Source organism: Lutimonas sp. (assembly GCF_051011215.1).
Lineage (GTDB): Bacteria > Bacteroidota > Bacteroidia > Flavobacteriales > Flavobacteriaceae > Lutimonas.
In genome coordinates, this window is the sequence record NZ_JBPCUJ010000072.1 from 20,025 (window position 1) to 28,681 (window position 8,657).

At 37.4% G+C, this 8,657-nt stretch carries 7 protein-coding genes; all 7 read right to left on the reverse strand.

From position 1 onward, the window contains the following. Positions 1-32: 32 nt before the first annotated feature. Positions 33-779 carry a 3-oxoacyl-[acyl-carrier-protein] reductase gene (gene fabG / locus ACR2MV_RS07010; RefSeq protein ID WP_434021194.1) on the reverse strand — a complete coding sequence of 249 codons (747 nt, stop codon included), beginning with the start codon at positions 777-779 and terminating at the stop codon, positions 33-35. 119 nt (positions 780-898) lie between these two features. Next, a complete protein-coding gene (locus tag ACR2MV_RS07015; protein WP_434021195.1) occupies positions 899-3,862 on the reverse strand; it encodes a M16 family metallopeptidase in 2,964 nt (987 codons plus the stop codon). A 152-nt stretch (positions 3,863-4,014) separates the two neighbouring features. Then, positions 4,015-4,887, reverse strand: a complete 873-nt coding sequence (gene sucD / locus ACR2MV_RS07020) for a succinate--CoA ligase subunit alpha (RefSeq protein ID WP_434021196.1) — start codon at positions 4,885-4,887, stop codon at positions 4,015-4,017. 85 nt (positions 4,888-4,972) lie between these two features. Continuing rightward, positions 4,973-5,905: a UDP-3-O-(3-hydroxymyristoyl)glucosamine N-acyltransferase gene (locus ACR2MV_RS07025; protein ID WP_434021197.1), complete on the reverse strand. Its 933-nt coding sequence runs from the start codon at positions 5,903-5,905 to the stop codon at positions 4,973-4,975. A 5-nt stretch (positions 5,906-5,910) separates the two neighbouring features. Then, the gene (efp, locus tag ACR2MV_RS07030) at positions 5,911-6,477 is read right to left on the reverse strand and encodes an elongation factor P (protein ID WP_434021198.1); all 567 of its coding nucleotides are present in this window, start codon (positions 6,475-6,477) and stop codon (positions 5,911-5,913) included. A gap of 12 nt (positions 6,478-6,489) precedes the next feature. Continuing rightward, positions 6,490-7,275, reverse strand: a complete 786-nt coding sequence (gene lpxA, locus ACR2MV_RS07035) for an acyl-ACP--UDP-N-acetylglucosamine O-acyltransferase (RefSeq protein ID WP_434021199.1) — start codon at positions 7,273-7,275, stop codon at positions 6,490-6,492. Positions 7,276-7,290: 15 nt separating this feature from the next. Beyond that, positions 7,291-8,657 (reverse strand): bifunctional UDP-3-O-[3-hydroxymyristoyl] N-acetylglucosamine deacetylase/3-hydroxyacyl-ACP dehydratase (locus ACR2MV_RS07040; RefSeq protein WP_434021200.1); only part of this gene is annotated, 1,367 nt, incomplete at its 5' end.

The window sequence follows — 8,657 nt, forward strand, 5'->3', positions numbered from 1 at the left end:
TTTGCTCTGTTTATTTTGTTACACTGAATCAATTAGGTAAGCATACCTCCATCTACATTCAAGGTTTGCCCTGTAATGTAACCTGAGAGATCAGATGCCAGAAAAACACAGGCATTTGCAACATCTTCCGGTGAGCCACCTCTTTTTAAGGGAATCGCTTTACGCCATTCATCGACAGTGTTTTGATCTAGTTTAGCGGTCATTTCTGTTTCTATAAATCCTGGAGCAATTGAATTACATCTGATGTTTCGAGATCCGAGTTCTAAAGCTACTGATTTAGTAAACCCAAGAATTCCAGCTTTAGACGCTGCATAGTTCGTCTGTCCGGCATTTCCTTTCACACCTACAACAGAGCTCATATTAATAATAGACCCTTCTCTTTGTTTCATCATTGGTCTTATAACCGCCTTTGTCAGGTTAAATACAGACTTAAGATTCACTTCTATCACTTTGTCAAAATCTTCTTCAGAAATACGCATCAACAAATTATCTTTGGTGATACCTGCATTATTTATTAAAACCTGCAAACTCCCAAAATCATTTAAAACTTCTTTTACAAGTTCTTGTGCTGCATCAAAATTAGCAGCATTTGACTGGTAGCCCTTTGCCTTAACGCCATAAGATTCAAGCTCTTTTTCAAGCTCCTTCGCCGCCTCTACTGAAGCGTTAAAGGTAAAAGCGACATTCGCACCCTGTTTTGCAAATTCAACGGCAATGCCCTTACCTATACCTCTGGAGGCTCCCGTAATCAACGCATTTTTATCTTTTAGTAATTTCATAATATGTAATGATTTTTCGAAATCAAAGATAATAATTTGTGTTTTAGAATAGCAAGGAAACAAAAAAAGAAAAACCCCACATAAAAATGTGAGGTCTTGATCTGTCTTGCCTTCTAAATTTATTGTTTTACTTCGGTTTCCTGGTAATTAAATAAATAATCAATATCCATTTCATGGACCTCTCCCAGTTTTGCCAAAGCCTTCATATCTAGATCGTTCTTATTGCCAATAACCGATACTGAATAGGATTTTCCTTTGATATTATCATTGAAAAATTCATTGACATCTTCCATGGTCATGTTTTGAATTTCCCGGTACATATCTTCTCGATAATCATAATCAATACCTCTCTTTTGAAGACTTTCATAATTCCAGAAAATACTTGATTTGGTAATGCGCTGGGCAGCTATTTTCTTCAATGCTGATTCCTTCGCTGCTTCGAATTGCTTTTCTGCCTTTGGCATATTATTCATTAATGCCATCATTGCATCAACCGCCTCAGGTAATTTATTGGCTTGCGTTCCTATATAAGCATATACAAGGTCATCCTTATTCTTATCATTTGCCGATTGGTATCCGGCATATGCGGAGTAAGCCAAGGACTTAGATTCTCTAATTTCCTGAAAAACAATGGATGAAAGTCCTCCTCCAAAATAGGTGTTAAAAACTGATGAAAGCGCTATTTTTTTAACATCAAACTGTTCTCCTTTTGAAATAAAGAACATTTCTGTTTGCACCATATCAAAATCTGCAAAGTATACATTCTTTCCTGTTTCTATTTGTGTATATACTTTCGCTTCCGGGTAATTTTTTAACTCAGACTGAATTCGATGATACTTGTTCAGTGCATTTTTCGCCTCTCCAACATTGTTGCCATAATAAAATATACGATGTTTAAAATTACTTAAGTCCCTTATTATTGCAACTAGTTCTGATGGATCCATCATCTTTAATTCATCAGCAGTGTAAATATCTCGAAGTCTTGAGTCTTCCCCATATTGTGCAAAACTATTCAAACCTCCTCTTAAAATATTCCCTTTTTGAGATTTTCCATTTTCCCGGGCTTTTAAAATCCCCTTGACATAATTATCATAAGCCTCCTGATCTTGAACTACATGCGCCATTAAATGTTCCAACAACTCTAATCCCAGCCCTAAATTTTCCTGTAAGCCAGAAATAGAAACATATGATTTATTAGCTCCCGTATTCACACTGTAGTCTACTCCAAGCTTATAAAATTCTTTTTTTAGTTCTTCAGCCGAATATGAATCTGTTCCTAAATATTCAAGATAACCAACAGCCAGACTCAGCTTTTTATCATTATCTTTTCCCATATCAAAAATAACATTCAAATTAAATAAGTCGTTGTTCTTATTATTGATATATGCCAATTCAATTCCAGAATCAAGTTGGTCTCTTTGGATTTCATTCTTGTAATCAACAAACAAAGGCTGTAATTCTGCAGTTTCCATAGTGTTGAATTTTTTCAAAAATTCTGACTGCCCTGTTCTGTTCAATTCAATTGGAGTAATTTCCGGATTGCTTACTTTCACTATGTGATCATCAACTCCCTGTCTTTTATAAACGACCACGTAATTTCCCTTAAAAAATTCATTGGCAAATGCCACCAATTCAGCTTTGCTAATATTCTTAAGATCCTCTAAAAACTGAATCTTATCATTCCATTTTTCTCCATGAATAAAAGCATTGTAATACATAGAAGCCAATGCTGTCGAATTTTCATATTGCCTTGTTTGATTTAATTTCAAATCGTTCACCACGGCATCAATCATCCAATCGTCAAATTCACCTGACTTGATCAATTCAACCTGATCCAACATTAAATCTTTCACCTCATCTAAGGGTTGATCTGCTTTAGGTGTACCTCTGAATGTTAAAAAACCATAATCGTTTAGAAACTGTGGAGAAGAAGTGGCACTTTGAACCAATTGTTTCTGATTTAAATTTAAATCCATTAAGCCCGCACTGCTATTGGCAAGAATCATGTCGATCAAGGTGATGTATTTCTCATCCTCAGATCCAATCCCTCCGGTTCTAAAAGCAACTGCTACATTTTCGCTATTTGGTCCAAAAACCTCCTTTGTCAGTACTCCGTTCATAGGTTCTTCAACCGGTAGATTTGGATGCTCAACATCTTTATATTTTAACTGGCCAAAAGTTTTGTCCACTTTTTTAATCGCATCTTCAAATTCCAAATCACCGACTAAGACCACAGCCATATTATTTGGCACGTAATATTTGTCAAAATAGTTATTAATCTGAACCATTGACGGGTTTTTCAAATGTTCTGAAGTACCAATTGTCGTCTGTTGTCCATAAGGATGCGTTGGAAAAAGTCCATCTAACATGGCGTAATATGATTTTCTATAATCACTGTCTTGTGTCCTGTTAAATTCTTCATACACAGCTTCTAATTCAGTATGGAACAAGCGCAATACCAATTTACTGAATCGTTCACTTTCCAAAGTCAGCCATTTGTCTAATTCGTTCGCTGGTATTTTGTTCTTATACACTGTTTCTTCATACCAGGTATGTGCATTTGTTCCGGTGGCACCTAAAGCACTGAACATTTTAGGAACTTCATTTGCAATGGCATAATTTGATGCTTCGAACGAAACCTCATCTATTTTTCTATAGATTTCTTCCTTTTTTACTTCATCATCTTCGTTTTTATGCGCTTCGAACAAATCAGAAATTTCAGCAATTAGTTTTTCTTCTTCTTCCCAATTCGATGTTCCAATTTGATCTGTCCCTTTAAACACCATATGTTCCAAATAATGTGCAAGACCTGTGCTTTCCTTAGGGTCGTAATTCGATCCTGCTTTAACGGGAATAAAAGTCTGTATGGTAGGTGCATCTTTATTCTGGCTCAGGTACACTTTAAGCCCATTTTCCAAGGTATATATTCTCAGGCCTGTAGGATCATTTGTTACTGTTTCATAGCTAAAGCCATTGGCGTCTGTTTTCGTTTCTGTCAGATACTGGGTGGTGTTTTGCGATTTATTACATGCTATGGCAGTAATCAATAATAACACGTAAAAAAGTGTTTGGATTTTTCTCATTACAATTCAAATTAAGTGGAGCTCAAAAATAAACAATGCACTAAGATTATTGCAGAATTCTATCGTCTTAAGAATTATTTAACATTATTCCTCAAAAAAAAAAAGCCTGACGAAATTCGTCAGGCTCTTTTACACTGAATTAGATGAAAATACTATCCAAGTACTTCCACTACTTTTTGTCCGATTTCTGCTGGAGATTCAACAACATGAATTCCATTTTCAGCCAAGATCTTCATTTTGGCCTGTGCTGTATCATCTTTTCCACCAACAATGGCACCTGCATGTCCCATCGTTCTTCCTGCCGGCGCTGTTTGCCCCGCTATAAAACCTACTACTGGTTTTCTGTTGCCATCTTCCTTGATCCATTTTGCAGCATCCGCTTCCAATTGCCCGCCAATCTCACCTATCATAACAATGGCTTCCGTATCAGGGTCATTCATTAATAACTGCACCGCTTCCTTGGTAGTAGTTCCGATAATCGGATCTCCACCAATTCCAATCGCTGTTGTAATACCCAAACCTCTTCGCACTACCTGATCGGCTGCTTCATAGGTCAAGGTTCCGGATTTAGATACGATACCAACTTTTCCTTTCTTAAAGACAAATCCTGGCATAATACCTACTTTAGCCTCATCCGGTGTGATTACTCCCGGACAATTTGGTCCAACCAAGGTACAATCCTTGGCATCAATATACGCCTTGACCTTTACCATGTCGGCCGTAGGAATTCCTTCTGTAATACAAATAATAACTTTGATTCCTGCCTCAGCAGCTTCCATAATTGCGTCAGCAGCAAAAGCCGGTGGCACGAAAATAATTGATGTATCTGCCGCTACTTCTTTTACGGCATCTGACACAGTGTTAAATACAGGTTTGTCTAAATGCAATTGTCCTCCTTTTCCCGGAGTTACACCACCCACAACATTGGTTCCGTATTCAATCATCTGACCTGCATGAAACGTTCCTTCACTCCCGGTAAAACCTTGTACAATTATTTTCGAATCTTTATTAACTAAAACACTCATTCGTTTATTTTTTTGAATTATACTATTTTAAAACTAGATCAATTTCTCTCCTACAAAAGTATAGGAATGATATGATTAATCCTGTCTATTTTTTTATTTTTTCTATGACTTTAGGAAGCGACCTGATCAAGGCCATTTCCTTAAATTTATCTCTTGCTTCAATGGCTGGTGATCCAAAATAGGCTTTTCCTGCTTCTAGATTCATTCCAACACCAGATTGGGCATAAACTTCGGATCCTTTTGCCAGGGTCAATCCACTCTTTATTCCTACCTGCCCCCAGATCGTTACCTCATCTTCAATCACATTACATCCTGCAATTCCTACCTGAGAAGCGATCAAACATTTTTTTCCAATCAAGGTATCATGAGCTATCTGAACCTGATTGTCAATTTTAGTTCCCCATCCAATGGTAGTATCTCCGGTAACTCCTTTATCAATGGTGCAGGCAGCACCTATTTCTACATGATCTTCGATCACGACCCTTCCTACAGAATTCAATTTATCAAAACCATGTGCTCTTTTTTGAAAATAAAAACCATCTGAGCCCAAAACAGTTCCGGCATGAATGATCACATTATTTCCAATGATGCAATTGTCATAAATTGTGACGTTTGGATGTATTAAACAGTTCTCACCAATATGAACATGGTTGCCAATAAAAACATTGGGTTGAATGATTGTTCCTTGTCCTATACTGGCTGAGTCAGAAACAGATTCACTCGCTGCTCGAAAAGGTCTGAAATGTTCCGTTAAACGATTAAAATCACTGAAGGGGTCCTCTGAAATCAACAAGGCTTTTCCTTCGGGGCAATCGACTTTTTTATTAATTAAAACAACTGTTGCAGCCGATTCAAGTGCTTTGTCATAATACTTGGGATGATCTACAAAAACGATATCTCCAGGTTGTACTACATGTATTTCATTTAATCCGAGAACTGGGAAGTTTGCGTCTCCAACAAACGAAACATTTAAAATGTCCGCTATTTCCTGTAAACCATAGGTTCTTGAAAATTTCATAGGAATTATTCTTTCACTCTTTCTACATAAGATCCTTTTTCAGTATCGATTTTGATCTTATCACCCTCATTGATAAATAGTGGCACATTCACTTTGGCGCCTGTCTCCATGGTCGCAGGCTTGGTTGCATTCGTTGCAGTATTCCCCTTAACGCCAGGCTCGGTATGAGCCACTTCAAGATACACATGTGACGGCATCTCAACAGCTAAAGGCAACTCATCAGAAGTTCTGATAATGATAGTGACCACATCTCCTTCCTTTAGAAATTCCGGAGCATCAAGTGCTTCTTTTTCTAAGGTAATTTGATTGTAGTCGTCCGTATTCATAAAATGAAAGGTATTCCCTTCCGGATATAAATACTGATATTTTCTTGTTTCTACCCTCACCTCTTCGATCTTATGTCCGGCTGAAAATGTATTATCCAGCACTTTACCCGTTGTTAAACTTCTTAACTTCGTTCTTACAAAGGCTGGTCCTTTCCCCGGTTTCACATGAAGAAACTCAATGATCTTATATGTATCGTTGTTAAATACAATACACAATCCTTTTTTTATATCTGATGTACTTGCCATTTTTATTCTTTCTTAATAATTACTTGTGTATCCTTTCATGATACCTCTTTGTGAGTTATTTATAAATGTGATTACCTCATCCCGTTCAGGACTTGCATCCAATTCTGCTTCCAAAATTCTGGAGGCCTGAGTGGTATTGTTGTTTTGTTGAAATAAGATTCTATAGATATTTTGGATCTCATTAATTTTATCAGAGCTAAACCCTCTTCGTCTCAAACCAATGGAATTGATTCCCACATAAGATAAAGGCTCTTTCGCTGCCTTGACAAAAGGAGGAACATCTTTTCTAACCAAAGAACCTCCGGAAATCATTGCATGCTTTCCTATATGTATGAATTGATGGACACCAGCTAAACCTCCGATTATGGCATATTCACCTATTTCCACGTGCCCAGCCAGGGTTACACCGTTTACAATGATTACATTATTTCTGATCACACAATCATGAGCTACGTGTGCCGTTGCCATGATCAGACAATCATTGCCAATTTCTGTTTTACCATAGGCTTTGGTACCTCTGTTGACAGTAGCACATTCCCGTATGGTCACGTTATCTCCTATAACAACCAGTGAATCTTCACCTTCAAATTTTAAATCCTGTGGAATCGCAGAAATGACAGCACCAGGAAAGATGCGACAATTTTTTCCTATTCGGGCCCCTTCCATGATGGTTACATTAGAACCTATCCAGGTTCCTGAACCAATGGTGACATTATTGTGAATGGTTGAAAAAGGTTCGATCACCACATTGGTAGCAATCTTGGCTCCCGGGTGAATATATGCTAATGGTTGATTCATCTGATTCTAATTAAATTATTGTTTTTCAGGATTTCTAGCTATCTGAGCCATTAATTCAGCTTCAACAACCAATTTATTATTCGCATATCCATAAGCTTGCATATGACAAATTCCTCTTCGAATTGGAGCAACCAATTCTGCTTTGAAAGTCAGGGTATCCCCAGGTAATACTTTTTGCTTGAATTTGACATTGTTCATTTTCATGAAATACGTCAAATAGTTCTCTGGATCGGGAACAGTACTCAGTACCAGAATTCCTCCACATTGAGCCATGGCCTCTACCTGTAAAACACCAGGCATTACCGGAGCTCCAGGGAAGTGTCCCACGAAGAAGGATTCATTCATTGTTACATTCTTCATTCCTACCACGTGGCTCTCAGATAATTCAAGAATTCGATCTATCAATAAAAATGGTGGTCTGTGCGGCAACAGTTTCATGATTTGATGTATATCCATCAAAGGTGGTTTATTCAAATCATACTGAGGTACTTTGTTTCTTTTTTCAATTTTGATCAACTTCATCATTTTCTTTGCAAACTGCGTGTTGATCTTATGACCTGGTTTGGTAGCAATCACCTTTCCTTGAATCTTCGTTCCAATTAATGCTAAATCACCAATTACATCCAGCAATTTATGTCTGGCTGCTTCATTGGCCCAGTGCAAGGTCAGGTTGTCCAGAATTCCATTTGGGTTTACTTTGACCGAATCTTTTTTAAAGGCCTGACTTAGCTTCTGCATTGTTTTTTCAGACAATGGTTTGTCTACGTATACAATGGCATTGTTTAGATCTCCGCCTTTGATCAGGTTATTATCCAGCAACATTTCGATCTCATGTAAAAAACTAAACGTTCTCGCATCAGCAATTTCTTGTTTAAAATCACTTATTTTATCTAAAGTCGCATTCTGAGTCCCTAAAATTTTAGTTCCAAAATCCACCATGGTGGTTATTTCATATTTATCAGAAGGCATGATCATGATCTCACTACCGGTTTCTTCATCCTTAAAGGAAATAATATCTTTTACCTCATACACCTCTCTCTCTTCCTCCTGCTCTACGATTCCGGCCTTTTCTAGAATCTCAATAAAAAATTTAGAGGATCCGTCCATGATCGGTGGTTCAGGAGCATCAATTTCGATGATAATATTGTCAATATCCAAACCAACAACAGCAGCAAGAACATGCTCTGACGTATTAATGATTACCCCGTTTTTTTCTATATTGGTTCCTCTCTGCGTATCCGTTACATACATTGCCAGCGCTTCAATGGCCGGCTGTCCTTCTAAATCAGTTCTTATAAAAGTAAAACCAGAATTTACTGCTGCGGGTTTAAAAGTCAAAGAAACCTTGTTCCCTGTATGTAAACCTATTCCTTCTAAAGAAA

Bases quoted from the DNA above. Each gene is read 5' to 3' on its own strand.
- ACR2MV_RS07025 (WP_434021197.1), bottom strand. From the start codon at position 5,905: ATGAAATTTTCAAGAACCTATGGTTTACAGGAAATAGCGGACATTTTA.
- fabG (WP_434021194.1), bottom strand. From the start codon at position 779: ATGAAATTACTAAAAGATAAAAATGCGTTGATTACGGGAGCCTCCAGA.
- efp (WP_434021198.1), bottom strand. From the start codon at position 6,477: ATGGCAAGTACATCAGATATAAAAAAAGGATTGTGTATTGTATTTAAC.
- ACR2MV_RS07015 (WP_434021195.1), bottom strand. From the start codon at position 3,862: ATGAGAAAAATCCAAACACTTTTTTACGTGTTATTATTGATTACTGCC.
- lpxA (WP_434021199.1), bottom strand. From the start codon at position 7,275: ATGAATCAACCATTAGCATATATTCACCCGGGAGCCAAGATTGCTACC.
- sucD (WP_434021196.1), bottom strand. From the start codon at position 4,887: ATGAGTGTTTTAGTTAATAAAGATTCGAAAATAATTGTACAAGGTTTT.